Here is a 24,852-nt window from a genome sequence, read left to right on the forward strand (position 1 = left end):
TGTCCCTTACTTGACCAGTGCCTTGAGGGCGGAGACGAACAGGCCCAGCCCGTCCGTGCCGTCGCGCATGCCGACCTCGCCGGAGGCCGAGGAGTCCGCGCCGAAGCCCGGCTCGACCGCGTGCTCGGGGTGCGGCATGAGGCCCACCACGTTGCCGCCGGCGTTGCAGATCCCGGCGATGTCCCGCCGGGACCCGTTGGGGTTGCCCCCGACGTAGCGGAAGACCACGCGGCCCTCGGCCTCGAGGGCGTCGAGGGTCCGCTCGTCCGCCACGTACTGGCCGTCCTGGTTCTTGAGCGGGACCACGATCTCCTGGCCCTGCTCGAACTCGGTGGTCCACACGGTCGTGCTGTTCTCCACGCGCAGGCGCTGGTCCCGGCACAGGAACTTCAGGCGCTCGTTCTTGATCATGGAACCCGGCAGCAGGTGCGACTCGGTGAGCATCTGGAAGCCGTTGCAGATCCCGAGGACCGGCAGCGGGGCGGACCCGGAGGTGCCCGCGGCGTTCGCGCCGTCGATGATCGGCGCCATGATGGGGGCGAACCGGGCGATGGCCCCGGCGCGCAGGTAGTCGCCGTAGGAGAAGCCGCCGGGCAGGATCACGGCGTCGACGCCCTGCAGGTCCTCGTCGGCGTACCAGAGGGGGACGGGGGTGCCCCCGGCCAGCGTCACGGCGCGCGCCGCGTCGCGGTCGTCGAGGGTGCCGGGGAAGGTCACGACGCCGACGCGCGCTCCGGCGAGCCCAGCGTCCGGCGCGGGGCCGGAGAGGTCCGCGATGAGGGGGGTCTCGAGACCGGCCATGCTCAGTTCTCCTCGGTCTCGTCGAGCACGGCCACGCGCACGACGTCCTCGATGACGGGGTTGGAGAGCAGCTTCTCCGCGGCCTCGCGGGCCTGGGCCAGCGCGTCCTCGGTGGCCTCGCCGTCGACGGTCAGCTCGAAGCGCTTGCCCTGCCGGACACCGGCGAAGCCGTCCAGGCCGATGCGGGGCAGTTCGTTGGCGATCGCCTTCCCCTGCGGGTCGAGGATCTCGGGCTTGGGCATGACGTCGACAACAATGCGGGCCATCGGGGAACTCCTGAGGGTCGAGCAGCGGGCCGGGATCCGGCGAACGTCAGCCATTCTATCGGCTCGGGCACGCCGGTCGTGCCGGGCCCGGACCGCCCGCCGGGTGTGGTAGGGGTCACCTGCCGGCAGGCCGCCCGGGCGGTGGGCCCCCCGGGATTCTCCAAGGCGTGTCCGGTAGACCGTGGTGCCATGAGCACCGCACCGCAGACCGCAGGGGCCCGCACCGACGACGCACGCCTGGTCTCGGTCTACCGCCGGGTCCTGACCCTGCTGGGGATCGGCACGGTTCTCGGCGCCCTGACCGAGCTGGCGATGCTGCGGCACTGGCAGGGACCCGCCCAGCTGGTGCCGTGGGCGGTGCTGGCCGTGCTGCTGCTCGGAGCCGTGGCGTGGTTGGTGCGGCGCACCACCGGGACGGCGCGCACCGTGCGGGGCGCCGCGGTCGTCTCCGTGCTCGGCAGCGCCTACGGCGTCTACGAGCACGTCCTGGCGAACCTGCGGGCCGGACCGCTGGACCCGCGGTACGCCGAGGCCTGGGACGCGATGTCGGGCGCGGCCCGGCTGTGGGCGGCGACCAGCGGGGCCGTCGGGCCGTCCCCCGTGCTCGTGCCCGGCACGATGGGCCTGGCGGGGGTGCTGCTGTGGCTCGCCGTCCTCCGCTGGCGGCGCGGGACGGACCGAGCCCGGTCCGCCGCCGGCGGAGGGGGACGGGGCGGTGCTGGAACAATGGGCCCATGACCCAGCACCCAGCGACGACCACCCCCGGACTCAGCGGCCGGGAGGCCGAGCGGCTCGCGGACGCCCTCGAGGCCCGGGACGTGACGGTCTTCGTGGACGGCACCTCCCTGCGCCTGCCGGAGGGGGCGCGCGACGCCGTCGTGGACCTCCTCTCCCGGATGACCCGCGGGGAGACCGTCACGGTGACGTCCGCCGCGGTGACCTCCGCCGCGGAGCCGCCGGCGGACCCCGGGGACCTGCTGACCACCTCGCAGGCGGCCGCGCTCGCCGGCATCTCGGCCACCTATCTGCGCAACCTCACCACGGAGGGCGTCCTCCCCGTGCAGTACCGGGGCAGCCACCGCCGGATCCGGCGCGCGGACGTCCAGGACTGGCTCGCCCGCCACGGCGAGGACGGGGCCGCCCCCGACTCCCCGGAGGACCTGCTGACCACCTCGCAGGCGGCCGCGCTCGCCGGGATCTCGGCCACCTATCTGCGCAACCTCACCACCGAGGGCACCCTGCCCGTGCAGTACCGGGGCAGCCACCGCCGGATCCGGCGCTCGGACGTCCAGGCCTGGCTCGCCGGGCGGCAGCGGCGCGACGACGACGGCGCGCCCGCGCCGCACTGACCCCGCCTCAGCCGAAGCGGGCCACGACCCAGCCCTCGACCACGTCGACCGCCGCCGCCCGCAGGAGGTCCTTGGCGGGGTCCGGCGGTGCCTCCCGGCCGGCCGCCAGGGCCAGGCGGGACCCCACGAACCGCCCGTCGGCGGCGAAGACCCAGAAGTGGTTGGGGCACTCGAACGTCTCGGCGCGCCCGGCGGACTCCCGGCACACGGTGGCCTGCTGGTGCGTGCAGGTGTTGCGCAGCACGTGCAGCGCGCCCCCGGCGTCACGGGTGACGAGGACCGGCCCCGTGCTGGAGGGCGCCGTCACGAAGTCGAGCGGGCCCGGCACGGCGGAGACCGCCACGATCCGCTCCCAGCCGCCGGCGGGCTCCCCGGGCGCGCTCACGCCGCCGCCCCGTCGGTGGCGCGGGCCGGGTCGAGGACCTCGAGGGCCGCGCCGAGCCGGCGGCGCAGCGGCTCGGCGCGCCGGGCGAACTCCCGCTGCCGGCGCACGTACTCGGCCTTGCCATCCGGCGTCTCGATCTGCACGGGCTCGTAGCCCCAGCCGGAGAGGTCGTAGGGGGCGGCCCGCATGTCGGTCTCCCGCACGTCCCACGCCAGCTCGAAGCAGTCCATCAGCAGCTCGGAGGGGATCCCCGGGACGAGCTTGTACGCCCACTTGTAGAGGTCCATGGTGGCGTGCAGGCAGCCCGGCTGCTCCATCCGGCGCTGGGACTCCCGGGTGGGCCGCAGCTCGTTGAGCGGCACGGCCTGCGGCTGGAAGAACCGGAACGCGTCGAAGTGGGTGCACCGGATCCGGGCGGACTCCACCACGGCGTCGGTGCCCGCGGCCCCGAGCCGCAGCTCGAGCTGCTCGTGGCGGAGGTCGTTGTCCTCCGAGCGGTAGGCCATCGCCCACTCGTGCAGGCCGAAGCAGCCGAAGAAGCCCGGGTTGCCCGCGTGCGCGCCCAGCACCGCCCGGGCGAAGTCGATCGCGGGGGCCCGCCGGTCCCGGAGGGCGTCGTCGTCCACGGTCACGGCCCCGTCCCGGGCGCTGAGCCCCAGGGCCGTGAGCTCGGCGCCGGTGAGCGCGCGGTAGAACTTCTCCCCGGCGCGGTCCGCGGCGTCCAGCAGCACGGTGCCCGCCCCGGGGTGCCAGCGCTTCAGCTGCGCGGGCTTGAGGGTGTAGTAGGTGAACAGGAAGTCCTCGACCGGGTGCTTGTGCCCGCGGTGGCGGCGGGCCACGAACGGGTCCGCGCGGCGCGCCGCGCGCTGCTCGTGGGCGTGCGACCGCGGCGCCCACTCCGCGCGGGACAGGACGACGACGGGGCGGGTCACGGGACCCGNCGAGGGGCTGAAAAAGGTTTTCGAAAACACGGGACCCGCCCCGTCGTCGACGGACCGGTGGAGCGCGGCACGGGGATCAGCGGCCGGTCCCCGCGTGGACCGTGGCCTCCTCGTCGGAGTCCAGGCCGAAGGCGCTGTGCACCACGCGCACGGCCTCGTCGAGCCGGTCGGCGGCCGTGACCACCGAGATCCGGACCTCGGAGGTCGAGATCATGTCGATGTTGATGTTCGCGGCCGCGAGCGCCTCGAAGAACGTGAAGGTCACCCCGGGGTTCGACTTCATGCCGGCGCCCACGAGGGAGAGCTTGCCGACCTCGTCGTCGTACTCCAGGCCCGCGTAGCCGATCTTCTCCTCGGCGGCGCGCAGCAGGCTCATGGCCAGATCGCCCTGGGACTCGTCCACCGTGAAGGAGAGGTCCGTCAGCGGGTCGTCGCCGGTGGAGATGTTCTGCACGATCATGTCCACGTTGACCTTCGCCTCCGCGAGCAGCCGGAAGATCCGGGCGGCGATGCCGGGCTTGTCCGGCACTCCGACGACGGTGACCTTTGCCTGCGTGCGGTCGTGGGCGATGCCGGAGATGAGGGGCTGTTCCAACGGGATCTCCTTCGGGGAGGTGACGGCGTCTTCGGGGCCCGGGATGACCCAGGTGCCCTCGTTGTGGGAGAAGGACGAGCGGACGTGCAGCTTCACGCCGAAGCGGCGGGCGTACTCGACGCAGCGCAGGTGCAGGATCTTCGCGCCGTTCGCGGCGAGCTCGAGCATCTCCTCGCTGCTGACCACGTCCAGCTTGCGGGCCCTGGGCGCGATGCGGGGGTCGGCGGTGAACACGCCGTCGACGTCGGAGTAGATCTCGCAGACGTCGGCGTCGAGGGCCGCGGCCAGCGCCACGGCCGTGGTGTCCGAGCCGCCGCGGCCCAGGGTGGTGATGTCCTTGGTCTGGCGGTGCACGCCCTGGAACCCGGCGATGATCGCGATGTTGCCCTGGTCCAGGGACTCGCGCACTCGCAGCGGATTGACCTCCACGAGGAGGGCGGCGCCGTGCGCGCCGTCGGTGACCATCCCCGCCTGCGACCCGGTGAAGGACTGGGCGGGAGCGCCCATCCCGGACACCGCCATGGCCAGCAGCGCCATGGAGATCCGCTCGCCGGCGGTGAGCAGCATGTCGAGCTCGCGGGCCGGGGGCTTGCGGGTGACCTCGTGGGCGAGGTCCAGGAGCTCGTCCGTGGTGTCGCCCATCGCGGAGACGACGACGACGACGTCGTGGCCCCTGTTGCGCGTCTCGACGATCCGCCGTGCAACGCGGCGGATGCCGTCGGCGTCCGCGACGGAGGATCCACCGAACTTCTGCACGATCAGGCTCATGGGTTCAACTCCTGTGCTCGAGGGCGGCCGGCGGTCTGGGCCGGGCCGTGCGCCCGCTCCCCGCGGCAGGGCACCAGGACATCCTACGCGAGTGCGTCAGGCGACGACCGTCCGGCCCTCGAACGCGCGGCCGAGGGTCACCTCGTCGGCGTACTCGAGATCGCCGCCCACGGGCAGCCCGGAGGCCAGGCGGGTCACGCGGATCCCGAGGGTCTTGAGCATGCGGGAGAGGTAGGTGGCGGTGGCCTCACCCTCCAGGTTCGGGTCGGTGGCGAGCACGACCTCCTGCACGGTGTCCCCGGAGAGCCGCGTCATGAGCTCCCGGATGCGCAGCTGGTCGGGGCCGATGCCCTGGATGGGGCTGATCGCCCCGCCCAGGACGTGGTACCGGCCGCGGAAGCTGCGGGTGCGCTCGATGGCCATGACGTCCTTCGACTCCTCGACCACGCAGATGACGCTGTCGTCCCGGCGGGCGTCGCGGCAGATGGCGCACTCGTCCAGCTCGGACACGTTCCCGCAGATCCGGCAGAACTTCACCTTGTCCTTGACCGCCGTCATGGCGTCGGCCAGCCGCCGGACGTCCTCCTTGTCGGCGTCGAGGAGGTGGAACGCGATCCGCTGCGCGGACTTCGGCCCGACGCCGGGCAACCGGCCCAGCTCGTCGATCAGATCCTGAACAGCGCCTTCGTACACGTTTCCCTCGATTTCCGGGCCGGTGCACGGCCCTCCTGATCGTCCTCGGCCACGACGTCACCGGGGTGCCGGTGCGCGGGGCGGTCCCGGCTCACTCCCCGGTGTGGAGGTCCCGCTCCTCGATCAGCATCCCCCCGAGGATCCGCTCGATCGCGGCGCGGCCGTAGAGGGTGGAGTCCTCGAGCGCCTCGTCGTCCGAGCTGGGCACGAAGGAGTCGTCCCATTCTACGCCGCTGTCCTGCGGGGCCGCGGCGGAGGCGGGTGCCTTGCGCCCCGCGGCGATGGCCGCGGCGTGGCGCTCCCGGAAGCTCAGCCGTGCGTTCCGGTCGGCGCCGGCCGGTGCCGCCGACGGGGCGTCCTGCTGCGGGGCGGCCGGGGCCGCTGGGGCCGCCGGGTTCGCCGTCGGAGCCGGGGCAGAGGCGCCCGTCGCGGTCCGGGGATCCTCCGGGCGGGCGGCCGGGTGGGCGGTGGGTGGCGTGGCGCTGCCGGTCGACCGGTTGCCGGGTCCGCCCCCGGAACGGGGAGCGGACGCAGGGCTCTGCCGTGCGGGGGCCGCGGGCCGCCACTGCTCCGGGGGCGCCGCGTCCAGGTCGTCGGGGTAAGGGGGATCGTCCGGGTACGGGGGCTCCTCGGGCGGCGGGACGTCGTCGTCCGACGGGGGGACGTCCCGGTCCCGTGCCCCCGGGGCCTCGCCGGGGAAGGCGGGGCCCGGGCGCCCGGTCCGACCGGGGCCGGACGGTGCTCCGGGCTGCGTCCCGGGCTGCGGTGCCGGCCGGTCGGCGGGCTGGGCGCCGGCGGGGTCCTCCGCCGTCCGGGCCGGTCCCGGCGGCCGGGCCTCGGGCTGCGCCGGAGCCCGGGGTGCGGGTGCGGCCGGGGGCCCGGCCGGGGCGCCGCCCTGGGGAATGGCGGCCACGGACCAGCTGTGCACGGGCTCCTGGGCCCAGGCGGGGTCGGTCCACTCCGCCGGCGCGTCCGTGGCGGGTCGGCCGTGGGCGTCCCAGGGGTCCTGGCCGCCGCCGTCCCCGTCCGGGGACGGCGCGCCCGCGGGCGGCTCCGGCGCGGAGTCCGTCGCGGTGCCCGGTGCGCCGTCCGGGGGCGTGCTCGCGGCCCGGGGCGGGGTCGGCTGCTGCTCCCGGCCGCGCGGTGCGCCCGGCCGGTCCTGGGCCGGGGGTCGCCGGTCCTGGCCGCCCCGGGACCGGTCCTCGGGGGCGCGCCGCTCGGGGCGCTCCCCGTCGGTCCCGGGCCCCGGTTCCGCCGGGCGCCCGGGCGGGCGCGTCGACGGCTCCGGGCCGCGCGGGGCTCCGCCGCCGCCACCGTCCCGGCCGTGCCCGCCGCCGCCCGGCGGGACGGCCTCCGCACGGCAGTCGATGCCGAGGATCTGCTGGACCGCCTGCCGCAGGTCGTCCTCGAAGCGCGGGAAGTTCATGAGGTCGCCCTCGGCGTCGAACATGATGCGCAGCACCTTGCCGTCGAAGGACTGCGGGGTGCCGCGCTGGACCGTGAACCACGCGACGCGGCGGATGTCCGCGAGGGCGTTGACGATCTCCGGCCAGGAGGCCCGCAGCAGGTCGATCTCGTTGCCGCCCTGCTCGCCCGCCCGGGGCGTGTCCTGGCGGGGCGCCTGCGCCGCGGCGTCCTGCCGCGGCGCGTCAGGACGCTCCGCTGCGGCGGGCGCCTCCCGTCCGGTGGGCCGCTCCGGTCCGCTGTCCTCCCGGGCGGACGGGCGCTCGGGAGCCGCCGCGGCGTGCCCGGGGTCCTGTCCAAAGCCCTGTCCAGCGCCCTGGGCGGTCCGCTCGCGCGGATCCGTCCCCCGCGGGACCGCCGGGACCGCCTGCTGCGCGTCCCCGCCGGGCGCGGGCGGTGCCGGTCGCTCCGGCGCCGGGGCAGACTGCGAGGCGGGCTGCGAGTGGCTCCGGCCCCCGGGCGGGGCGCCCGGACCCGCCGGCGCGGTCGGCGCGGCGGAGGAGGCCGCGGGGGCGTCGGCGGTCTCGTCCGGACCGGCTGCGGCGGCGCCCCGGCCGATGCTCAGGCGCCGTTCCAGCCGGTCGACGCGGGCCGTGACGCCGCGCGTGGTGTCCTCCGAGGACGGCAGGAGGATGCGCGCGCACAGCAGCTCGAGGTGCAGCTGGGGCGAGGTGGCCCCCGTCATCTCGGTGAGGGCCGTGTTCGTGATGTCGGCGGCGCGGGAGAGCTCCGCCGCCCCGAGCTGGGACGCCTGGTTGCGCAGCCGGGCGATCTGGTCCTGGGGCATCCCGTGCAGGATGTTGCCCGCGGACTCCGGGACCGCGTTGACGATGATGAGGTCCCGGAACCGCTCGAGCAGGTCCTCCACGAAGCGGCGCGGGTCCTGCCCCGTCTGCACCACCCGGTCCACCGCGCGGAACACCGTGGCGCCGTCCCCCGACGCGAAGGCGTCGACCACGTCGTCGAGCAGGGCGCCGTGCGTGTAGCCCAGCAGGGCCACGGCGAGGTCGTAGCCGATGCCCTGCTCGTCGGAGCCGGCCATGAGCTGGTCGAGCACGGAGAGGGTGTCGCGGACGGATCCGGCGCCCGCGCGGACCACGAGGGAGAGCACCCCCGGGGCCACCTGCACGTGCTCCTCGGCGCAGAGCTGCTCCAGGTAGTGCATGAGCGGCTCGGTGGGGACCAGCCGGAAGGGGTAGTGGTGGGTGCGGGACCGGATGGTCGTGAGCACCTTGCTCGGCTCGGTGGTCGCGAAGATGAACTTGATGTGCTCCGGCGGCTCCTCGACGATCTTGAGCAGGGCGTTGAAGCCCTCGCGCGTGACCATGTGCGCCTCGTCGATGATGAAGATCTTGTACCGGTCCCGGACGGGCGCGAACGTGGCGCGCTCCCGCAGGTCGCGGGCGTGGTCCACGCCGCCGTGGCTGGCCGCGTCCATCTCGATCACGTCGAGGGAGCCGGCGCCGTCCCGGGCCAGGTCGCGGCAGCTGTCGCAGCGGCCGCACGGGGTGGCGGTGGGGCCCTCCGCGCAGTTGAGGCAGCGGGCCAGGATGCGGGCGGAGGTGGTCTTGCCGCAGCCGCGCGGGCCGGAGAAGAGGTAGGCGTGGCTGACCCTGTCCTTGCGCAGCGCCGTCATCAGCGGCTCGGTCACGTGCTCCTGACCGATGACGTCCTCGAAGGTCTCCGGGCGGTAGCGGCGGTACAGGGCGGTAGTCACAGATGACACCTTAGCGACGGAATCCGACAGGCGGGCCGGGCGGATCGGCGCTGGGGACGCGGGCCGCCGCGGGGACGAGAAGACCCCTCGCGCACCCGCCAGAGCCCATTTACCCTTGCTACCTTCCGGTCCTGGGGGAGTTCAACAGGATGACGCCACGCGAGGGGCTGTCGACGAGTCTAGCGGATGCGGCGGGCCGGGTCGAAACCCGGCCCCGGCGCCGTGGATTCGGCATTGCCCGGCGGTTCGGTTATGCTGGACCCCGCATGTTCCGGCGCCGTCAGGCCGCCGGTCGTGCGTGCCTGGAGGATTCGCCTAGCGGCCTATGGCGCACGCCTGGAACGCGTGTTGGGTTCACGCCCTCGGGGGTTCAAATCCCCCATCCTCCGCACTCGCAGCAAGAGCCCCGCACCGGAGACGTTCATCCCGGTGCGGGGCTCTTCCTCGTTCCTCCGCCGGCCCGCGGCCACCCGGCCCGTGGGTCGCCGGCCCGCGGCTCCGGCCGCCGCGGCGCCCCGGCGGCCGCCCCTCAGTGCGGGCGGCGCGCGCGGGAGCCGCGGGCGACGACGCCGCCGGCCGCCGCGGCGCCCAGTGCCGCGAGCCCACCGACCCACCACGCGGTGGAGGAGTCCCCGGTCGCGTCCTGCGCGGGAACCCGGGTCACGGTACCCACCGAGATGCGCGTGAGCGTCCCGGGCGTCACCTGCTGCTGCCCCGCCAGGACCTGCGCCCGCAGCGCGGCCCCGTCCCGGACCAGCGCTCCGGAGCCGGGACGGTGGGCCACGGCGGGGCCGGGCCCGACGAAGGAGGCGCGCTCCAGGGCGGAGAGCTCCCCCGGGTCCGGGTCCCGGTCCGGGTCCGAGCCGGGGTTCGAGTCCGCACCCGAGGGCGTGCCGGGGGCCGCCTCCGGGCGGGCATCCCCTGCGCGGTCACCTCCTGCGCGGTCACCTCCTGCACGGTCGTTCCCCGCGCCGCCGTCCTCTGCGCGGGCGTCTCCGGCACGGCCGTCCTCGGCGCGGACTCCGCCGGGCTCCGGTGCCGCGTGCCCCCCGGGAGCGGGGGAGGGGTGCGCGCCCGGCGCCGTGCCGCCGGGCTCCGGCGCGGGGGCGCCGCCGGGCTCGGGCGTGGTGTCGGGGGCCTCGGCGGGACCGGTTCCCGGTCGGGTGTCGGCCGGCTCGTCGTCGGACGGGGGCGCGGGGGACGGAACTCCGGCGGGGGAGTCCGCGCCCGGCGCGGGGGGTAGCGCGGTCTCGGCGGCGTGGGCCGCTCCCGGCACGGGGGCGAGCAGGAGCAGGGCGGCCAGCGCCAGGGGGCGAAGGGTCATGGGGGCGGTCTCTCCGGGGGGAAGCGGGCGGGACAGGAGCACACCGTAACTTTACGTCGTTCCGTCCCCTGCGTTCACTAATGCAATACCCTGCTGATGTGGCGGAACGGGCTGTTCCGCCGCACTCGCAGTTGCCCCCCGGCTGCGCGCCCCCCGTCCTCTCTCCCCCCAAGAGGTCCTCATGAAGCTGCCTTCATTCCCCATGCCCTCGACCGCTCTGCCCGCCGCTCTGCTGGCCGGCGCGATGCTCGCCGGGACGATGGCCGGCGCGGCCGCCCCGGCCCACGCCTCGACGACCAACACGGTCCACACCGCCGCCGGAATCTCCTCGCAGTACCACCTCTACGACGCCGGGGTGGACCGCTCGAAGACCGTGGGCGTGGTCTTCTACTTCGACGGCGACGGACAGTACTACGCCCAGCGCCCCACCACGTCGATGCTCAAGAGCATGGCCGCCCGGGCCGCGGCCCGGAACATGATCCTCGTGGTGCCGGTCGCCCCGGCCAACCGGTCCTGGACCTCCAACAGCGAGGCGGTCGGGGACTGGTTCCGCGCCCTGGCGGCCAAGGTCGTCGCCGAGCAGCGCGTCGACGCGACCCGCATCCACCTGGCCGGGTACTCCGGCGGCGCCGAGTTCATCTCCACCGAGGTGCTCTCCGACCGGGCCGGCTGGATCCGCGGCGGCGGGTCGACCCTCATCGGCGGCGGCGGCGTCTACAACGGCAGGCTCGAGAGCACTCCCGACGCCGCGCTCCGGGCCACGGACCCGACCTGGTACGTCGGCTCCCTCGACAGCTACGGCGCCACCCAGCCGTCCACCTGGTCCGCGCTGGAAGCGGCCGGCAAGGGCGCCGCCGCGTACCAGAAGGCCGGGTTCACGAAGGCCGACCGCGTGGTGATGCCCGGGCTGCACCACACCAACTACGACCTGGCCGACCTGGTCGGCGACGACGTCGACCGCCTCTACGCCGGAGCCGCCCCGAAGCCCGAGACCGTCGCGCCGACGGGCAACGACGTGGTCGACGGCTACCAGCTCACCGGTGCGATCGGGCGCACGTGGGCGGCGCTGGGCGGCACCGCGTGGGCCACCCCGGTCAGCGCGGAGTACGCCTCCGGGCACGGCTCCGTCTACCAGCGCTTCGCCGGCGCCGACGGACGGGACAAGGCCCTCTACTGGTCCGTGACCACCGGGACCCGGGTGGTCGACTACGGCGGGTCCATCGGCCGGAAGTTCGCGGCCGGCGGCTACGCGGGCAACTACGGCCCGCCGCGGACCGACGAGCAGCGTGCCGCCGACGGCGGCGCATACCAGCTCTTCGACGCGTCCGGGAAGCGGACCAAGATCCTGTGGTCCGCGCGCACCGGCTCGAACGCGGTCAAGGAGTACGGGGCCATCGGCCGGAAGTGGGCGGCGCTGGGCCACGAGCGGGGCCTGGGCTATCCGACCACCGACGAGTACAGCACCCCGGGCGGCGCGGCCCAGAACTACACCGGTGGGCGGATCGAGTGGAACGCCACCACCCGGGCCGTCACCGTGACCCGCGGCTGACCCCGGGCACGCGCCGGCCGGCGGGCCCCGCAGGTGCCTCCTGCGGGGCCCGCCCCTAGGATGAACGCATGATCTTCAAGGCCGTGGGCGACTCCCGCCCGTACCCGGACCACGGCCTCGTCACGCCGACCGACTGGTCCGGCATCGCGCCGCGGCAGGTCCGGCTGGACGAGCTGGTCACCACGAAGACCACCCTGGACCTGGCGACCCTGCTGGACGCGGACTCCACCTTCTACGGCGACCTCTTCCCGCACGTGGTGCGGTGGGGAGGCGACCTCTACCTGGAGGACGGGCTGCACCGGGCCCTGCGCACCGCGCTGCACCACCGCACCGTGCTGCACGCGCGCGTGCTGGAGCTCGCCCCGGCGCCGGGCACGCGGGCGGGGAGCGAGCGGGGCGCGGTCAGGACGCCGCGCTGAGGGGTGGCCGCTCGGACGCGAGCGGCACGGGGTGGCCCCCGGCGTCGAACTGCGCCCCCAGGCCCTGCTGGATGAAGCGGACGGTGGAGCGGATGTGCTGCTCCCGCGCCGCCCGGTCCTGGTCGGAGTTCTGGCCGCGGTCCGCCGCGGCGGTCAGGGACCCGTGGACCAGGGCGGCGAGCTCCGAGATGTCGCCCTCCGGCAGGTAGGCCCGGCCGATCGCGTCCCGCAGGATCGCGGCCAGCAGGCCCTGCAGCTCGCCCACGTGCTCGCCCAGCTTCTGGTAGTCCTCCGGGGAGAGGACGGTGCGCATGGTGGGGCCCGGGGGCAGGTGGCGCCGGGTGAGGTCCTCGATCTGGGCGCGGATGTAGACGGCGAGCCGGTCGACCGGGTTGGCGACGCCCTCGAGGTCGCGGCGCAGGTCGGTCATGAACCGCTCGGTCTCGTCCAGGGCGTAGGCCACGAGGAGCTCGCCCATGTCCGCGAAGTAGTTGTAGACCGCGGTGCGGCCCACGCCGGCGTTCTTGGCCACGTGCGTCATGGTCAGACCGGTGAGGCCCTGCTGGTAGAGCAGCTGGCCGAAGGAGTCGAGGATCGCTCGTTTGGTGTTCTCCCGCTGCGCGGCGTTGGTGGCCGCAGAAATACGAGGCATGATGACACCTTATCTGTCCGTGTCACCAAATTATGCACACTTTTCTGGGCCTTGGTGACGGTGTGTCTGACTATGACACCACCGTTTCCCGCGTTCGGGCTCCTTCGCGCAGACAGTCTGGGGAAACGTCCAGGAAACCCCCAGCACGGGCGGGGTGAGGCACGGCGGGCCCGGGTGCCGATCCGGCGGCCGGGCCCGCCGCCCGCTCACCGTTCGGCGGCCGAGCCGCCCTGCCAGAGGGAGTCGAACGGGGCGCGCGAGGTGATCCGGCGCCGGATGCCGGCGGAGACGAAGGCCTTCGCGGTGCGGGCCGCCTCGAGGGGCGCGGCCCCCTTCGCCAGCTCCGCGGCGACCGCGGCGGCCAGCGTGCAGCCGGCCCCGGCCACCGGGACCTCGCCGACCTTGGGCTCGGAGAGCACCTCGAGGGTGGTCCCGTCGTAGAAGACGTCGACGGCGTCGGGGCCCGCGAGGCGGACCCCGCCCTTGGCGAGGACCACGGCGCCGGACGTCTCGTGGATCCGCCGGGCGGCCTCCTCGAGGTCCTCGACCGTGCTGATCTCGTCCATGCCGGCCAGGGAGAGGGACTCGAAGTGGTTCGGGGTCACGAACGTGGCCAGCGGCAGGATCTTCGCCTTCAGCGCCTCGTCCGTGTCCAGGGCCGCGCCGGGCTCCTGGCCCTTGCAGATGAGGACCGGGTCCAGGACGAGGTGGCGCGGGGCCAGCGCGGTGAGCACCTCGGCGGTGGTGGCGATGGTCTCGGGGCTGCCCAGCATGCCGATCTTCACGGCGTCGAGCGCGTGGGCGGCCGTGATCGCCTCGAGCTGCTCGCGCAGGACGTCCTGCGGCACGGGGAACAGGCGGTGGCCCCAGTCGGCGGACGGGTCGAAGGACACGATGCAGGTCAGCGCGAGGGAGCCGAAGACCCCGAGCTCCTGGAAGGTCTTGAGGTCCGCCTGCGCGCCGGCGCCGCCGGTGGCCTCGGAGCCGGCGATCGTCAGGGCGACGGACGGCTGGTCGGCGGGGCCCGCCGCGGCGGGCGTGGGAACGGTGCTGGTGTCGGTCATGGGAGCCATTCTGCGCCCCCGCGCGGTGCCGGGGCCAACCGCCGGGGCTAGACTGTCGGACGGTCTCCGGCCGGCACGCGGTCCCCGCAGGGACCCGCGGCGGCGGGAAAGGGGCTCCCGGGTGGCAGGCGGGCGCCCCGGGTCCGTCCAGCACACCGCACAGATCGACCCTCGGCGTCCGCCCCGCGCGGGCCGGCGCCGCGTCACGACAGATTGGTGACCGACCGTGTCCTCCTCCGATTCTGCCCCCGCCGGGTTCGCCCGCCGTCCCCGCACGTACTTCGACCTGGTGGTCGCGGCGTACTGCGTGGTCCTGGTGCTCTCCAACGTCGCCGCGACCAAGGGCGTCGCGTTCGGCCCCGTCATCACCGACGGAGGCTTCTTCCTCTTCCCCCTCGCCTACGTCCTGGGCGACGTCGTGGCGGAGGTCTACGGCTTCCGGGCCGCGCGCCGCGCCATCGTCACGTCCTTCGCCGCGGGGCTGTTCTCCTCGGTCGTGTTCTGGCTGGTCATCGCCCTGCCCCCGGCGGAGTTCTACGAGGGCCAGGCGGCCTTCGAGTCCGTGCTCGGCCCCGTCCCGCTCATCGTGGCCGGCTCCCTGCTGGGCTATCTCGCGGGGCAGCTGCTGAACGCGTTCGTGATGGTCCGGATCAAGGCGCGCACGCGGGAGAAGCACCTGTGGGCCCGGCTCATCGGCTCGACGCTCGTGGGCGAGCTCGTGGACACCGTGATCTTCTGCACCGTGGCGGCCCCGGTCATCGGCATCACCACCGCGGCCGACTTCCTCAACTACGTGGTGGTGGGCTACGTGTACAAGGTCCTGGTCGAGGTGCTGGTCATGCCGGTGACCTACGCCGTGATCGGCTGGCTCAAGCGCCGGGAGCCGACCTACGGCGAGTCAGCCGTCCCGGGGGCGGCCCTCGCGCCCCAGCGCTGACGGGCCCGGGTGCCCCGGTCCGCCGGGGCGGTGCACGGGCCTACGATGAGCGCATGGATCTCCTCACGGGCACCGGGCTCGCGGCCTCGGCGGGGCTGAACGCCTACATCCCGCTCGTGGTGCTGGGCCTGCTGGACCGCTGGACCGAGGTCGTCGACCTCGGCCCGGGCTTCGCCTGGCTGTCGAACGGGTGGGTCCTGACGGTCCTGGCCGTGCTGCTGGCCGTGGAGGTGGTGGCGGACAAGGTCCCGGTCGTGGACTCCTTCAACGACCTGCTGCAGACCTTCGTGCGCCCGACCGCCGGGGGCATCGTCTTCGGCTCCTCGGCCACCGCCCAGATCGCCGGGATCGACCTCGGCGGGCAGACGGCGACCGTCACGGACCCGGAGGCGTTCCTCTCCTCGCACGCCTGGATCCCCGTGGCCACCGGGGTGGTGATCGCCCTGGTGGTGCACGTGACCAAGACGGTCTCGCGGCCGGCCGTCAACACCCTGAGCGCCGGGGCCGCGGCGCCCGTGGTCTCGACCGTGGAGGACGTCTCCGCGCTCACGCTGTCCCTCGTGGCCGTCCTCCTGCCGCTGCTCGTCCTCGTGCTGCTGGCCGCCGTCGCCGTCCTGCTGTTCTTCCTCTACCGCGGGCTCCGGCGCCGCCGCCGGCCGGGGACGGACCCCGGCCGGCCGGGCGCCGCCGGCACGGCTCAGAAGCCGAGATAGGCCAGCTGCGCGCCCACCGAGCTCCGGGCGGCGGGCAGCACGTGCTCCGGGACGTCGGCGTAGATCCGCGCCGTGATGGCCTCGAGCGTCGCGGCGCGGCCCAGGGTCCGCAGGGCCTCCCGGACCTCGCCGAGACGCTCCATCCGGTGCTCGAGGAGCTCCTCGCACACCGCCTCCACGTCCTCCCGCACGTCCCCGTGCGCCGGGAGGACCAGGGCGTCGCCCAGCACCGCCAGGCGCTGCAGGGAGCGCAGGTAGTCGCCCAGGCTCCCGTCCGGGTGGTCGAGCATCGTGGTCCCGCGCCCCAGGACCGTGTCGCCCGTGAGCACCGAGCCCGAGGTGCGCCCCGCGGCGGCGGTGGTCGCGCCCGCGACCGGGGTGTCGTCGGGCAGGTGGAAGCTCACGGAGTCGGAGGTGTGCCCGGGGGTGTGCAGCACCCGGATGCGGCACCCGGCGGCCTCGATCGTCTCGCGGTCGAGCAGCGGTCCGGCGTCGCGGCAGAACTGCGGCAGGACGGCGCGCACGGGCGCGCCGGTGAGCGCGTGGAAGTCGTCGACGGCCTCGGTGTGGTCCGCGTGGCGGTGCGTGATCAGCGTCAGCACGGTCCGCCCCGCCGCGGCCAGGGCGGCGAGGTGTCCGCGGTCGGCCGGCCCCGGGTCCACGACGACGACGTCCTGCTGCCCCGGCGCCCCGACCAGCCACGAGTTGGTGCCGTCCAGGGTCATGGGGCCCGGGTTGGGGGCGGTCAGCCGCCGGGTCAGAGCGGTGGTGCGGGTGCCGGCGTCCTGGGTCATGCGGGCAGACTATCCGAGCCCGGCGGGGAACCGGCGCCCCGGCTCACCCCGCGGCCAGCAGGGCCTCGAGCCGGGCGAAGGAGCCGCGCCACGCCGCAGCCGCCCCGGGGTGCACCGCGGGGGGCAGCGGCCCCTGTGTGAGCACCAGCAGGGTGCCCCCCTCCTGGGTGGGGACGAACTCGGTGCGCGTCAGCACGTGGCCGGCGGTGGGCCGGCCGTCCGGTCCGGGCAGCGCCTCGCGGCCCTCGAGCAGGGCGTCCCGCTCGACCCGCAGATAGGTGCCGTGCACCGGTGCCACCTGGGCGGGGTCGGTGTCGTGGACCATGCGGAAGCGCTGCCGGCCCCCGGGCCTGACCTCGAGCAGCACCGACTCCCGGGGCACGCTCCAGCCCGGCGGACCGAACCAGGCGGCGAGCCGGTCCGGCTCCGTGAAGGCGGCGAAGACCGCGGCCGGGGGGTGCGCGAGGGCGTGGGAGACGGAGAAGACCTCCGCGGGGTCCAGATCGGTGACGTCCATGCCCCCCATTGTCCCCGGTCGCTCTCGGCCCCCGGTCGCGGCGGTCGGTACAGTGGCGCACGTGAGCACCGAATCCGCGCCGGAGCCGGGGCCCCGCGAGCCCGGCACGCGGCCGGCCTGGGTCACCGCGCTCAAGGGCGGTGCGCTCCTGCTGCTGCTGGCCGTGGCGGTCTGGTACCTCATCGGCCACGAGCTGCCCACCGTGGAGCAGGTCCGGGTCTTCGTCGAGGGCTTCGGTGCGTGGGGGCCCGTCGTCTTCGCCGCGGTCTTCGTCCTCGTGGCGGCCACGCCGGTCCCGGTGACGATCATGGCCGTGTCCGGGGGATTCCTCTTCGGCATGGCCCAGGGCAGCGTGGTCGGCGTCCTGGCCACCACGGCGGGAGCCTGGCTGGGGTACTGGCTCGCGCGGTTCCTCGGCCGCGACGCCCTGTACCGGCTCGCGGGCAACCGGGTCGAGCTGGTGGAGCGCAAGCTCGTCGGCAAGGGCTTCCTCACGGTGCTCGTGCTCCGGCCCGTCCTGCCCAACTGGACCCTCAGCTACGGTGCGGGCCTCGTGCGCATCTCGCAGCGCGACTACCTCGGCGCCACCCTGCTCGGCGGGATGCCGGGCCAGGTGAGCTTCGCCGCCGTGGGAGCTTTCACGTCCCGGCCGTCGTGGCCGGCCCTCGCGGCGGTCGCCGCCTCCTGGGCGGTCGTGGTGGTCGTGGGCGTGCTCGCCTGGCGGCGCTCCCGCGGTGAGTCCGAGCGCGCCCCCGAGGCCGACGGCGTGGGGAGCGCCGACTAGGCTCGGCCGCGCCGCGGGTCCACGGCACGGCGACGCCCGGTCCTCGGGGCGAGGACCGGGCGGACGCCGTTCGGGGTGACCGGCCGGTGCGGCCGTGCGGTCCCCGGGCCTAGACCTGGGGCCGGACCGCGGTGGACCCGTCGGTCGGCTCGTTGCCGAGGAGGTGGAGCTTGCCGCTCCTGCGGTCGGCGAGGTACTCCTTCATGTCCCGCTTGATGACGGGCAGCAGCAGGTAGACGCCCAGCAGGTTCACGAACCCGCAGACGAACAGCGCCGCGTCCGCGAAGCTGATGACCTCGCTGAAGGTCAGGACGCAGCCCGCGATCGTGAAGAACAGGTAGATGCCGCGGAAGATGTTGTCGCTGAGCCGGCTGCGCCCGAACAGGTACTCCCACGCCTTGAGCCCGTAGTAGAACCAGGTGATCAGGGTGGAGAAGGCGAACAGGACCACCGCGACGGCCAGCACGATCGGGAACCAGGGGATGACCGTCGCGAAGGCGTCCGAGGTGAGGATGACGCCGTCGGGGGCGCCCCCGCCGGCCTGCACCTGGTCGATGCCGGCCTGCAGGCTCGGCGCGCCGGCGATGATGATGGCCAGGGCCGTCATGGTGCAGATCAGCACGGTGTCGACGAGCGGCTCGAACAGGGCCACGAAGCCCTCGCTCACGGGGCGGCGGGTCTTGACGGCGGAGTGGGCGATCGCGGCGGAGCCGAGACCGGCCTCGTTGGAGAACGCGGCACGCTGGAAGCCCACGATCATGACGCCCAGGACGCCGCCGGCCATGCCCTCGGGGGAGAACGCGCCGTCGATGATCGCGGCGATCGCGCCCGGCACGTGGTCGAGGTTGGCGAGGATGACGATCAGGCAGGCGGTGACGTAGACGGCGCCCATGGCCGGCACGAGCCGGCTGGTGGTGGCGCCGATCGACTTGATGCCGCCGATGATGACCAGGCCCACGAACAGGGCGAGGACGATGCCGAAGATCAGGGCCGCCCCGGCGCTGCCGAGGAAGCCGTCGGCGCCGCCGGTGACGTTCTGCACCTGGGCGAAGGTCTGGTTGGCCTGGAACATGTTGCCGCCGGCCGCACCGAAGAACAGGATCGCCACGGCGAAGACGCCGGTGAGGATCTTGGCGGGGATGCGGCCGAACTTGCTGAAGGCGATGGGCAGGTAGCGGAAGGGCCCGCCGCTGACCGTGCCGTCCTCGTGGACCTCGCGGTACTTCACGCCCAGGGTGCACTCGGCGAACTTGGTCGCCATGCCGAGCAGGCCGGCGCAGATCATCCAGAACGTCGCGCCGGGGCCGCCGAGGGCCATGGCCGCGCCGACGCCGGCGATGTTGCCCAGTCCCACGGTCCCCGACAGGGCGGAGGTCAGGGCCTGGAAGTGCGGCACCTCGCCGGGGTCGTCCTTGGTCGAGAACTTGCCCCGCACCACGTCGGCGGCGACCTTCAGACCGCGGAACTGGATGAACCCGAAGTAGATCGTGAAGATCACGCCGGCCGCGATGAGCCAGGCCACGACGAACGGGAAGCTCACCCCCGCGATGGTGATGGGGTAGAAGACGATGGTCGAGAAGACCTCGGTGATCGGAGCGAACGCGGTGTTGATGGCGTTGTCGATCGCTGCGAGCCACCCGACGTCGTCGGTGACGGTAGTCATGGGTAACGCCTGCGTGATCTGCATCTCACCACTACATCCTGTGGACAGCCCGTTGGCAACAGACACGCTTGTCGCCGAAAGAGCCATCTTGCCGTGGCAACAAAGAATTAACACGCAGCGGCCCGGCCTCCGCGCGAGGACGTCTCGTCGCGCGGTGGCCGGGCCGTAGGCGGTGCCGGGGCGGCGTCACCGTTGACGCCGCCGGCGCAGGGTCAGCGACCGGCGCGGGTCCCGCCGGCCAGGAACTGGGGGGCGGTCATGGCGCACACGCGCAGGCCGCGGGCCAGGTCGCTGCCGGCGCTGCGGAGGGCGCCGCCCACCGAGGTGGCGCGGGACGGTGCCGCAGCCCGGCCGATGGCGGTGAAGAGGAGGGCGGGGAGGCCGAAGACGAGGAGGAGAGCCATGGCAGCAGGCAACTTTCTGTGGGTGGTGCGAGGAGGTCCTGGGGTCCGAGGGCGTGCGGCCGGGTGGTCCGGCGAGCAGCGACGCCTCGGTTGACATCTGAAGTCTAACGGGCCGATAGTGAATCAATCAATGTGAGAACCCTCACCAGAGAGGTGAATCGTTGCGTCTTGACGAGATTGACCAGCAGATCGTTGCGTCCTTGGTCCAGGACAGCCGGGAGAGCTACGCGGCCATCGGCCAGAAGGTGGGTCTGTCGGCCCCCGCGGTGAAGCGGCGGGTCGACGTCCTGCAGCAGACCGGGGCCATCAAGCGCTTCACGGCGGAGCTCGACCCGTCGGTCATGGGGTGGAACATCCAGGCGTTCGTGGAGCTGCACTGCGACGGCGGGCTCTCGCCGTCGATGATGCGCACCATGGCCGCCGAGATCGCCGAGGTGACCGCGGCCTACACGGTGACCGGCGAGGCGGACGGCATCTTCCTCATCCGGGCCGAGAACACCACCCACCTGGAGGACGTCATGGTCCGGATCAGGGAGTGGAAGGGCATCAACCACACGAGGAGCTCGGTCATCCTCTCGCACCTCTGAGCGCGGCCCGCCGGGCTCTGGAATACTGGCCGCACAGCACCCTCGTCACCGCATCGGAGGACCGGTCATGGAGAACGCAGCGGAAGCAGTCGTCGTCGTCGGGGTCGACGGATCCCCCCAGTCCGTGGAGGCGCTGCGCTGGGGCGCGCGTCTCGCGCCCGCGTACGGGGCGACCGTCAAGGTGGTGGGGGCGTGGGAGAACCCGCCCGAGTACGTCGGCTTCGTCCACTTCAAGGGCGACCGGTTCGACGAGCTCGCCCGGGAGCGGGTGGAGCGGGCCGTCCAGGAGGCGTTCGGGGCGGACGTGCCGGCCGGGCTCAGCACCGTGGTGGAGTTCGGGCACCCGTCCAAGGTGCTGATGCGCCACTGCGAGGGGGCCGAGCTGCTGGTCGTGGGACGCCGGGGCCACGGCGGCTTCAAAGGGCTGCTGATGGGGTCGACGAGCTCCGCGTGCGTCGCCCACGCCCCGTGCCCGGTGCTCGTCCTCCCCGACGAGACGGTCGATGCCGGGCGGGCGGAGGACTCCGGGCAGGCGCAGGGGGCCGGGCCCGCCGGCTGAGGGCGCCGCCCGTCCCGCCCGGGGCCGGAGGGACTCGTCCGCCGTGTCCCCACAACATGCTCCCGCGACGGTGCGCGCGGCGCCGCCCGCTCTGTGATACTGATCACGTCAGCGTGATCACGTGAGCAAAGGATTCGGCATGAGCAACGGAACCGCAGCAGCGATCGTCGTCGGGGTCGACGGCTCCCAGCAGTCCGTCGAGGCGCTGCGCTGGGCGGCGCGGATCGCGCCGTCCCTCGGCGCGGGCATCAGGGCGGTCGGGGCGTGGGACTACCCGCCCGAGTACGCCGGGTACGTCCCGCTGGGCAGCGACAACTTCGACGAGGTCACCCAGAAGCAGGTGGACAAGGCGGTGCGGGAGGCCTTCGGCGACGACGTGCCGGCCGGGCTCACCACCTCCGTGGTGTTCGGCCACCCGTCGAAGGTCCTGGTGCACGAGAGCGAGGACGCCACGATGCTCGTCGTCGGGCGCCGGGGCCACGGCGGGTTCCGCGGGCTGCTGCTGGGCTCCGTCAGCGCCGCGTGCGTCGCCCACGCGAAGTGCCCGGTGCTCGTGATCCACGAGCACTCCGAGGCGGAGGGGCCGGCTCAGGAACGTCCCGCGTAGTAGCGGCCCAGGACCTCGTCCCGGTACTCGAAGTACGTCCCGTCGGCCATGGCCTCGCGGGCGCCGTCCACCATGCGCACGACGAACCGCTCGTTATGGATCGACGTGAGCGTCGCGGACAGGCGCTCCTTGGCCTTGAACAGGTGGTGCAGGTACGCCCGGGTGTAGTGGGCGCACGTGTAGCAGTCGCAGCCGCTGTCGATCGGGGAGAGGTCCGTGCGGAAGCGGGCGTTGCTGACGGTGAAGCGTCCGTCCGGGGCGTACACGGTCCCGGTGCGGGCCACCCGGGTGGGGGAGACGCAGTCGAAGGTGTCCGCGCCGTTCTCGAGAGCCGTGAAGATGTCGTCCGGCTCCGAGATCCCCAGCAGGTGCCGTGGCCGGTCCTCGGGCAGCTCCTCGTTGCACCAGCGCACGATCGTGCCGAGGTTCTCCTTCTCGAGGGCCCCGCCGATGCCGAACCCGTCGAAGTCCATCGCGCCCAGGTCCCGGCACGCCTTCCGGCGCAGGTCCTCGTACTGGGCGCCCTGGATCACGCCGAACAGGGCCTGGTAGGGCCGGTCGGCGCGCTCCTCGGTGAGCCGGGCGTGCTCGGCGACGCACCGCAGCGCCCACCGGCGGGTCCGCTCGAGGGACGTCTCCTGGTAGCCGCGGGAGTTGTGCAGCGTGGTCAGCTCGTCGAACGCGAACATGATGTCCGCGCCCAGCCGGTGCTGCACCTGCATGGAGATCTCCGGGGTGAAGCGGTGGACGTCCCCGTTGATGTGGGACGTGAACGTGACCCCGTCGTCGTCGACCCGCGCCATGCGCTCCTTGCCGGTCGCGACGTCGTCGTCCCCCGCCGCCGAGGCCGCGACCGTGGACATGTCGATGACCTTCCGGAACCCCGAGCCCAGGGACATGACCTGGAAGCCCCCGGAGTCCGTGAAGGTGGGGCCGGACCAGTTCATGAACGCCCCGAGCCCGCCCGCGGCGTCCAGGACGTCCGCGCCGGGCTGGAGGTACAGGTGGTAGGCGTTGGCGAGCAGGGCCTGCGCGCCGAGCTCCGCCATGGACTCGGGCAGCACCGCCTTGACGGTGGCGGCGGTGCCGACGGGGACGAACGCCGGGGTGCGGATCGTCCCGTGCGGGGTGGTGATGGTCCCGGTGCGGCCCAGGAACGGGCCGCCGTTGGCCTCGAGGCGCCCGCCGGCGATCGTGGCGGTCTCGGCGAGCCGGTGCTCCACCGCGAAGCCGAAGTCGGAGCGGGCGGCGGCGGGGAGCAGGGTCTCTTCTGGAGCGGGCACCCGTCCATTGTGCGTCACCGCCCCGGGGGCGGGTGACGGCGAGCGCCCGTGCGCCGGTGACGCCGCTCAGCGGCCCCAGCCGGCGTGGGCCACGGCCTGGCGCACCAGGTCTCCGCGACCGCCCGCGAACTCCGCCTGCACCTCGGGGCTGAGCGCCTCCTCGGGGCTCATCCAGGACAGCTGCAGGGCGTCCTGGCGGGGGCTGCACTCCCCGCGCACCGGCACGATGTAGCTCAGGGCCACCGCGTGCTGCCGGTCGTCGGTCAGCCCCGTCTCGGACGGCGAGGGGAAGAACTCGGCCACGGCGAAGGGCGTGGTGGAGACCGGCAGCTGCGGGAACGCCATGGCCCCCAGGTCCTTCTCCAGGTGGCGCAGCAGCGCGGCCCGGATGGTCTCCCGGTACAGCACCCGGCCGGAGACGAAGGTGTACATCATCTTCCCCTCGGGGGTCGCCTGCAGCAGCAGCCCGATCTCGGAGAGGTAGCCCAGCGGATCGAGCCGGACCGGCAGGGCCTGCACGTAGACCATCGGCAGGCGGCGCCGGGCCTCCTGCAGGTCGTCCTCGTTGAGCCAACCGGGGTTCGGATCGGGGGTGCGGAGGAAGTTCATACTGCTGTTCTATCCCAAGACCCCGGGCGGGGCCACGGCCCGCACCGCCCGGGGCGGCCGGTTCAGCGCTCAGCGGAGCCGGAGGCCCCGGGGCCCGCTCCCGGGCGGGCCAGCCGGGCGGCGGCCTCCAGGACCGTCCACGCCTGCACCTGCGTGGACAGCTCGACCGGCACGCCGGGGCGCTGCGACTCGTCGGCGTGCCGCGCCGGGTCCGGGGAGAAGATCGCGACCGTCTCGCCGGCGGCCGCCGGTGCGGTGGGGGGCGCGTTGAAGTCCACCGCGGGATCGAACTCCCGCCGGCCCGCCCACAGGGCGTCGGCGGTGCCGGTCACGAGCGCGGCCGCGGTGCGGCGCGCCGCGGCGGGCAGTCCCGGGTGCAGGGCGGCATCGGAGAGGTAGCGGGCCAGGATCCCGCTGAACAGGCCGCCGTCCCCGCCGCCGTGGGTGCGCAGGACGGGGCGTCCGTCCAGGTCGCGGCCGTACTCCTGCGCGGCGCCCGCCACCACGTCGGCGGCCGTGCGCAGCAGGTCCGCCCGGTCCTGCTCGCCCGTGCCCGGGGCGTCCGCGAGCTCGAGGAGCAGACCGAGCACCGGCCCGGAGTTGTAGCTGAACAGCCTCTCGTCCCGGCGCGTCACCTCGGTGCCGGACCCGGCGGCGACCAGCTGCAGACCGTCGTGGAAGACCTTCCGTTCCGGGTCCCAGAGGGTGGCCCGCAGCCAGTCGAGCACCGCGCCGGCCTGTTCCCGGCGGTGCGTGCGCACGAAGCCGAGGGCCGTGGGCGCGGAGGACGCCGTGTTCTTGACGTCGTGGCGGGTGTTCCAGAAGACCCCGCCCCCGAGGTCCCCGGTGTGGCCCCGTTCGAGCCGGGCGAGCAGGGCGCTGCCCGCGTCCAGGCACGCGACGTCCGGCCGGCCGGTCAGGGCGCGGTCCAGCTCGGCGAGACGGCCCACGGCCAGCAGCAGCCACGCCATGTCGTCGTAGTAGGAGTTGTGGGTCACCCGGCCGCCGCTGCGCAGGGTGATGCCCCGCAGCAGGCGGTGCCCCTCCCGGCGGAACCGCCGGGCCCGCGCCGGGTCGGCCAGGTGCCGCAGCCCGGCGTCCACGAGGGCGTCGAGCAGGTGCGCCTGCCACCAGTAGTGCCACGGGGCCTTCGGGGACTTGGGACGCGGGTGCGCCGGGGCGCCGAGCAGCGTGCCGGGCACCCCCAGCGCCCGTCCGGCGAACAGCTCTCGGACCGAGTGGGCGGCCTTGTCGGCACGCAGCGCGGCCGCGGCGCCCGGTGCGGCGGCGCCGGGGTGCTCGGTGGGCGTGGGGTGTGCGGTGGGCTCGGGGGTCGCCGCGGTGGGCGCGGCGCCCGCTCCGGTCGTCGGGGGCATGGGAACTCCTGTGCTGGCGGGGGAGGGGTGCT

At 74.1% G+C, this 24,852-nt stretch carries 27 protein-coding genes, 1 tRNA gene and 1 other RNA gene; 11 read left to right on the forward strand and 18 right to left on the reverse strand.

Annotated elements, in window-relative coordinates:
- Positions 1-6: 6 nt before the first annotated feature.
- Both purQ and purS read right to left on the reverse strand, forming a co-directional pair.
- Positions 7-801: a phosphoribosylformylglycinamidine synthase subunit PurQ gene (purQ, locus tag H488_RS29900; RefSeq protein ID WP_017833876.1), complete on the reverse strand. Its 795-nt coding sequence runs from the start codon at positions 799-801 to the stop codon at positions 7-9.
- 2 nt (positions 802-803) lie between these two features.
- A complete protein-coding gene (purS, locus tag H488_RS29905; protein ID WP_031283211.1) occupies positions 804-1,067 on the reverse strand; it encodes a phosphoribosylformylglycinamidine synthase subunit PurS in 264 nt (87 codons plus the stop codon).
- A 189-nt stretch (positions 1,068-1,256) separates the two neighbouring features.
- Here purS and H488_RS29910 point away from each other — a divergent pair, with 189 nt between their 5' ends.
- Complete coding sequence (locus H488_RS29910; protein WP_017833878.1) at positions 1,257-1,805, forward strand: hypothetical protein; 549 nt, start codon at positions 1,257-1,259, stop codon at positions 1,803-1,805.
- On the forward strand, positions 1,802-2,416 hold the full coding sequence (locus tag H488_RS38415; RefSeq protein ID WP_017833879.1) for a helix-turn-helix domain-containing protein: 615 nt from the start codon (positions 1,802-1,804) through the stop codon (positions 2,414-2,416). The genes H488_RS29910 and H488_RS38415 overlap by 4 nt, the downstream gene beginning before the upstream one ends.
- Positions 2,417-2,423: 7 nt before the next feature.
- Here the strand turns inward: H488_RS38415 and H488_RS29915 are convergent, their stop codons facing one another.
- The 6 genes from H488_RS29915 to ffs all read right to left on the reverse strand — a co-directional run bounded on the left by H488_RS29915 (position 2,424) and on the right by ffs (position 9,151).
- Positions 2,424-2,801: a Rieske 2Fe-2S domain-containing protein gene (locus tag H488_RS29915; RefSeq protein WP_017833880.1), complete on the reverse strand. Its 378-nt coding sequence runs from the start codon at positions 2,799-2,801 to the stop codon at positions 2,424-2,426.
- Positions 2,798-3,733, reverse strand: coding sequence for a hypothetical protein (locus tag H488_RS29920; RefSeq protein WP_017833881.1), 936 nt, complete (start codon positions 3,731-3,733; stop codon positions 2,798-2,800). The genes H488_RS29915 and H488_RS29920 overlap by 4 nt, the downstream gene beginning before the upstream one ends.
- 85 nt (positions 3,734-3,818) lie before the next feature.
- Positions 3,819-5,105: an aspartate kinase gene (locus tag H488_RS29925; protein WP_017833882.1), complete on the reverse strand. Its 1,287-nt coding sequence runs from the start codon at positions 5,103-5,105 to the stop codon at positions 3,819-3,821.
- 96 nt (positions 5,106-5,201) lie between these two features.
- Positions 5,202-5,798, reverse strand: a complete 597-nt coding sequence (gene recR, locus H488_RS29930; protein WP_017833883.1) for a recombination mediator RecR — start codon at positions 5,796-5,798, stop codon at positions 5,202-5,204.
- 91 nt (positions 5,799-5,889) lie between these two features.
- Complete coding sequence (locus tag H488_RS29935) at positions 5,890-8,979, reverse strand: DNA polymerase III subunit gamma and tau (RefSeq protein ID WP_017833884.1); 3,090 nt, start codon at positions 8,977-8,979, stop codon at positions 5,890-5,892.
- Between the two features lie 75 nt (positions 8,980-9,054).
- Positions 9,055-9,151, reverse strand: an RNA gene (gene ffs, locus H488_RS36635) — signal recognition particle sRNA small type.
- A gap of 132 nt (positions 9,152-9,283) precedes the next feature.
- On the opposite strand from ffs, the gene H488_RS29940 reads away from it, so the two are divergent.
- Positions 9,284-9,368, forward strand: a tRNA-Ser gene (locus H488_RS29940).
- 140 nt (positions 9,369-9,508) lie between these two features.
- Here the strand turns inward: H488_RS29940 and H488_RS29945 are convergent.
- Positions 9,509-10,303 carry a hypothetical protein gene (locus H488_RS29945; protein WP_031283216.1) on the reverse strand — a complete coding sequence of 265 codons (795 nt, stop codon included), beginning with the start codon at positions 10,301-10,303 and terminating at the stop codon, positions 9,509-9,511.
- 202 nt (positions 10,304-10,505) lie between these two features.
- On the opposite strand from H488_RS29945, the gene H488_RS29950 reads away from it, so the two are divergent.
- Both H488_RS29950 and H488_RS29955 read left to right on the forward strand, forming a co-directional pair.
- Positions 10,506-11,852 carry a hypothetical protein gene (locus tag H488_RS29950; RefSeq protein WP_017833885.1) on the forward strand — a complete coding sequence of 449 codons (1,347 nt, stop codon included), beginning with the start codon at positions 10,506-10,508 and terminating at the stop codon, positions 11,850-11,852.
- A gap of 68 nt (positions 11,853-11,920) precedes the next feature.
- Entirely contained in the window at positions 11,921-12,271 is a 351-nt protein-coding gene (locus H488_RS29955) for a type II toxin-antitoxin system VapB family antitoxin (protein ID WP_017833886.1), read from the forward strand.
- Here the strand turns inward: H488_RS29955 and H488_RS29960 are convergent.
- On the reverse strand, positions 12,255-12,923 hold the full coding sequence (locus H488_RS29960; RefSeq protein WP_017833887.1) for a TetR/AcrR family transcriptional regulator: 669 nt from the start codon (positions 12,921-12,923) through the stop codon (positions 12,255-12,257). The genes H488_RS29955 and H488_RS29960 overlap by 17 nt on opposite strands.
- A 206-nt stretch (positions 12,924-13,129) precedes the next feature.
- Positions 13,130-13,987, reverse strand: coding sequence for a hydroxymethylpyrimidine/phosphomethylpyrimidine kinase (locus H488_RS29965; protein WP_017833888.1), 858 nt, complete (start codon positions 13,985-13,987; stop codon positions 13,130-13,132).
- A 226-nt stretch (positions 13,988-14,213) separates the two neighbouring features.
- Here H488_RS29965 and H488_RS0118560 point away from each other — a divergent pair, with 226 nt between their 5' ends.
- Positions 14,214-14,924, forward strand: a complete 711-nt coding sequence (locus H488_RS0118560; protein WP_017833889.1) for a queuosine precursor transporter — start codon at positions 14,214-14,216, stop codon at positions 14,922-14,924.
- Positions 14,925-14,977: 53 nt separating this feature from the next.
- Positions 14,978-15,637 (forward strand): DUF4126 domain-containing protein, encoded by a 660-nt coding sequence (locus H488_RS29970; protein WP_017833890.1) that lies wholly within the window; start codon positions 14,978-14,980, stop codon positions 15,635-15,637.
- Here the strand turns inward: H488_RS29970 and H488_RS29975 are convergent.
- Positions 15,622-16,431, reverse strand: coding sequence for an MBL fold metallo-hydrolase (locus tag H488_RS29975; protein WP_017833891.1), 810 nt, complete (start codon positions 16,429-16,431; stop codon positions 15,622-15,624). The genes H488_RS29970 and H488_RS29975 overlap by 16 nt on opposite strands.
- Before the next feature lie 43 nt (positions 16,432-16,474).
- Positions 16,475-16,948, reverse strand: coding sequence for an SRPBCC family protein (locus tag H488_RS37470; protein WP_017833892.1), 474 nt, complete (start codon positions 16,946-16,948; stop codon positions 16,475-16,477).
- Between the two features lie 61 nt (positions 16,949-17,009).
- Between H488_RS37470 and H488_RS0118565 the strand changes: the two genes are divergently transcribed.
- Positions 17,010-17,732 (forward strand): TVP38/TMEM64 family protein, encoded by a 723-nt coding sequence (locus H488_RS0118565; RefSeq protein WP_190274512.1) that lies wholly within the window; start codon positions 17,010-17,012, stop codon positions 17,730-17,732.
- A gap of 109 nt (positions 17,733-17,841) precedes the next feature.
- On the opposite strand, the gene H488_RS29985 is transcribed toward H488_RS0118565, so the two are convergent.
- Together H488_RS29985 and H488_RS29990 are read right to left on the reverse strand one after the other, a co-directional pair.
- A complete protein-coding gene (locus tag H488_RS29985; protein ID WP_043739146.1) occupies positions 17,842-19,395 on the reverse strand; it encodes an alanine/glycine:cation symporter family protein in 1,554 nt (517 codons plus the stop codon).
- A 212-nt stretch (positions 19,396-19,607) separates the two neighbouring features.
- A complete protein-coding gene (locus tag H488_RS29990; protein ID WP_017833895.1) occupies positions 19,608-19,799 on the reverse strand; it encodes a hypothetical protein in 192 nt (63 codons plus the stop codon).
- A 161-nt stretch (positions 19,800-19,960) separates the two neighbouring features.
- Here H488_RS29990 and H488_RS29995 point away from each other — a divergent pair, with 161 nt between their 5' ends.
- The 3 genes from H488_RS29995 to H488_RS30005 all read left to right on the forward strand — a co-directional run bounded on the left by H488_RS29995 (position 19,961) and on the right by H488_RS30005 (position 21,552).
- The gene (locus H488_RS29995; RefSeq protein ID WP_035927806.1) at positions 19,961-20,386 is read left to right on the forward strand and encodes an Lrp/AsnC family transcriptional regulator; all 426 of its coding nucleotides are present in this window, start codon (positions 19,961-19,963) and stop codon (positions 20,384-20,386) included.
- Between the two features lie 67 nt (positions 20,387-20,453).
- A complete protein-coding gene (locus H488_RS30000) occupies positions 20,454-20,945 on the forward strand; it encodes a universal stress protein (protein WP_017833897.1) in 492 nt (163 codons plus the stop codon).
- Positions 20,946-21,084: 139 nt separating this feature from the next.
- Positions 21,085-21,552, forward strand: coding sequence for a universal stress protein (locus H488_RS30005; RefSeq protein ID WP_017833898.1), 468 nt, complete (start codon positions 21,085-21,087; stop codon positions 21,550-21,552).
- Here H488_RS30005 and tgt read toward each other — a convergent pair.
- The 3 genes from tgt to H488_RS30020 form a co-directional block, all read right to left on the reverse strand.
- A complete protein-coding gene (tgt, locus tag H488_RS30010; RefSeq protein WP_017833899.1) occupies positions 21,534-22,835 on the reverse strand; it encodes a tRNA guanosine(34) transglycosylase Tgt in 1,302 nt (433 codons plus the stop codon). The two genes, H488_RS30005 and tgt, sit on opposite strands and share 19 nt — an antisense overlap.
- A gap of 66 nt (positions 22,836-22,901) precedes the next feature.
- Complete coding sequence (locus H488_RS30015; RefSeq protein ID WP_017833900.1) at positions 22,902-23,444, reverse strand: NUDIX hydrolase family protein; 543 nt, start codon at positions 23,442-23,444, stop codon at positions 22,902-22,904.
- A 62-nt stretch (positions 23,445-23,506) separates the two neighbouring features.
- Positions 23,507-24,820: a glycoside hydrolase family 76 protein gene (locus H488_RS30020; protein WP_017833901.1), complete on the reverse strand. Its 1,314-nt coding sequence runs from the start codon at positions 24,818-24,820 to the stop codon at positions 23,507-23,509.
- Between the last annotated feature and the right edge of the window lie 32 nt (positions 24,821-24,852).

This window comes from Kocuria sp. UCD-OTCP, from assembly GCF_000349605.1.
Classification (GTDB): domain Bacteria; phylum Actinomycetota; class Actinomycetes; order Actinomycetales; family Micrococcaceae; genus Kocuria; species Kocuria rosea.

Bases quoted from the DNA above. Each gene is read 5' to 3' on its own strand.
- purQ (WP_017833876.1), bottom strand. From the start codon at position 801: ATGGCCGGTCTCGAGACCCCCCTCATCGCGGACCTCTCCGGCCCCGCG.
- purS (WP_031283211.1), bottom strand. From the start codon at position 1,067: ATGGCCCGCATTGTTGTCGACGTCATGCCCAAGCCCGAGATCCTCGAC.
- H488_RS29910 (WP_017833878.1), top strand. From the start codon at position 1,257: ATGAGCACCGCACCGCAGACCGCAGGGGCCCGCACCGACGACGCACGC.
- H488_RS38415 (WP_017833879.1), top strand. From the start codon at position 1,802: ATGACCCAGCACCCAGCGACGACCACCCCCGGACTCAGCGGCCGGGAG.
- H488_RS29925 (WP_017833882.1), bottom strand. From the start codon at position 5,105: ATGAGCCTGATCGTGCAGAAGTTCGGTGGATCCTCCGTCGCGGACGCC.
- H488_RS29945 (WP_031283216.1), bottom strand. From the start codon at position 10,303: ATGACCCTTCGCCCCCTGGCGCTGGCCGCCCTGCTCCTGCTCGCCCCC.
- H488_RS29950 (WP_017833885.1), top strand. From the start codon at position 10,506: ATGCCCTCGACCGCTCTGCCCGCCGCTCTGCTGGCCGGCGCGATGCTC.
- H488_RS29955 (WP_017833886.1), top strand. From the start codon at position 11,921: ATGATCTTCAAGGCCGTGGGCGACTCCCGCCCGTACCCGGACCACGGC.
- H488_RS29960 (WP_017833887.1), bottom strand. From the start codon at position 12,923: ATGCCTCGTATTTCTGCGGCCACCAACGCCGCGCAGCGGGAGAACACC.
- H488_RS29965 (WP_017833888.1), bottom strand. From the start codon at position 13,987: ATGACCGACACCAGCACCGTTCCCACGCCCGCCGCGGCGGGCCCCGCC.
- H488_RS29970 (WP_017833890.1), top strand. From the start codon at position 14,978: ATGGATCTCCTCACGGGCACCGGGCTCGCGGCCTCGGCGGGGCTGAAC.
- H488_RS29975 (WP_017833891.1), bottom strand. From the start codon at position 16,431: ATGACCCAGGACGCCGGCACCCGCACCACCGCTCTGACCCGGCGGCTG.
- H488_RS37470 (WP_017833892.1), bottom strand. From the start codon at position 16,948: ATGGACGTCACCGATCTGGACCCCGCGGAGGTCTTCTCCGTCTCCCAC.
- H488_RS29985 (WP_043739146.1), bottom strand. From the start codon at position 19,395: ATGACTACCGTCACCGACGACGTCGGGTGGCTCGCAGCGATCGACAAC.
- H488_RS29990 (WP_017833895.1), bottom strand. From the start codon at position 19,799: ATGGCTCTCCTCCTCGTCTTCGGCCTCCCCGCCCTCCTCTTCACCGCC.
- H488_RS30000 (WP_017833897.1), top strand. From the start codon at position 20,454: ATGGAGAACGCAGCGGAAGCAGTCGTCGTCGTCGGGGTCGACGGATCC.
- H488_RS30005 (WP_017833898.1), top strand. From the start codon at position 21,085: ATGAGCAACGGAACCGCAGCAGCGATCGTCGTCGGGGTCGACGGCTCC.
- H488_RS30015 (WP_017833900.1), bottom strand. From the start codon at position 23,444: ATGAACTTCCTCCGCACCCCCGATCCGAACCCCGGTTGGCTCAACGAG.
- H488_RS30020 (WP_017833901.1), bottom strand. From the start codon at position 24,820: ATGCCCCCGACGACCGGAGCGGGCGCCGCGCCCACCGCGGCGACCCCC.